Here is a 226-nt window from a genome sequence, read left to right on the forward strand (position 1 = left end):
CCGGACGGTCAAACTCGTAGCCCACCTTGCCAGCAAGGATATCGGCCTCGCTCAGTACCCGGTCAGGCTGGCCGCTCACCTTGAGGGTGTCCCCCGCCTGGGCCTCGCCCGGCAGGGTCACTGCCACGTTCACGGGGCCGCTGATCTCGCTGCGGTCGATGGTGCCGTCGTTGTCGGCATCTTCGGTGATGACCACGGTCGGCGCCGCGGTGGCGGTGGTGTCGCC

1 protein-coding gene is annotated in these 226 nt (G+C 69.0%); it reads right to left on the bottom strand.

Annotated features, from left to right (window positions below; all coding sequences use genetic code 11):
• The coding region (locus ACW5W4_RS19010; protein WP_456690428.1) for a hypothetical protein at positions 1 to 226 on the bottom strand (226 nt) is incomplete at both ends.

This window comes from Aeromonas crassostreae, from assembly GCF_054052445.1.